Below are 747 nucleotides of genomic sequence, written 5' to 3'. Positions count from 1 at the left end.
CGTCGGTCGGCACCTGCACGTACCCGGTGCAGGGCGAGCAGACCGCCGAGGTGCTGCCGATCGGTCGCCCACTCCCGGGCATGTCGATGTACGTCCTGGACGCTGACCTGTCTCCGGTTCCGGTGGGTGTGTTGGGTGAGTTGTACGTCGGTGGTGTCGGGGTGGCTCGGGGTTATGTGAACCGGCCGGAGTTGACGGCGGAGCGGTTCGTGCCGGACTCCTTCGGCACCGTGCCGGGGGCCCGGCTCTACCGCACCGGTGACCTGGTCCGGATGCTGCCCGGCGGTGATGTGGAGTTCGTCGGTCGGGTGGATGACCAGGTGAAGGTGCACGGGTATCGGATCGAGTTGGGTGAGGTCCGGTCGGTGTTGTTGGAGCACGACGGGGTTCGGGACGCGGTGGTGGTCGCGGTTGGTGCGGCGTCGGACAAGCGTCTGGTGGCGTACTGCGTGCCGGCTGACGGTGTGTTGGATGTGGCGGGTTTGACGGCGCATGTGTCGGCGCGGTTGCCGGAGTACATGGTGCCGGCGGTGTTCGTGTCGTTGGATGCGTTGCCGTTGAACGCGAACGGGAAGGTGGATCGGCGGGCTCTGCCTGATCCGGACACCGCCGCTTTGGACGCCGGTCCCGTCTTCGTCGGGCCGCGTACGGAGGTGGAGGAGCGGATCGCGTCGGTCTGGCGTGAGGTGCTCGGCCTGGAGCGGGTGGGTGTCACCGAGAGTTTCTTCGATCTGGGTGGGCATTCGA

1 protein-coding gene and 1 pseudogene are annotated in these 747 nt (G+C 67.3%); both read left to right on the top strand.

Annotation, left to right across the window (positions count from 1 at the left end):
• Window positions 1–26 precede the first annotated feature (26 nt).
• Window positions 27–116, top strand: a pseudogene (locus tag Pen02_RS43175) (hypothetical protein); the annotation flags it as partial.
• Between the two features lie 204 nt (window positions 117–320).
• On the top strand, window positions 321–747 hold a 427-nt coding region (locus Pen02_RS42410), incomplete at its 3' end, for an AMP-binding enzyme (protein ID WP_443678497.1).

Source organism: Plantactinospora endophytica, from assembly GCF_016862915.1.
Taxonomy (GTDB): domain Bacteria; phylum Actinomycetota; class Actinomycetes; order Mycobacteriales; family Micromonosporaceae; genus Plantactinospora; species Plantactinospora endophytica.
The sequence above is the reverse complement of the archived record's forward strand: the minus strand, read 5'-3'. Positions and strand labels throughout refer to the sequence as shown.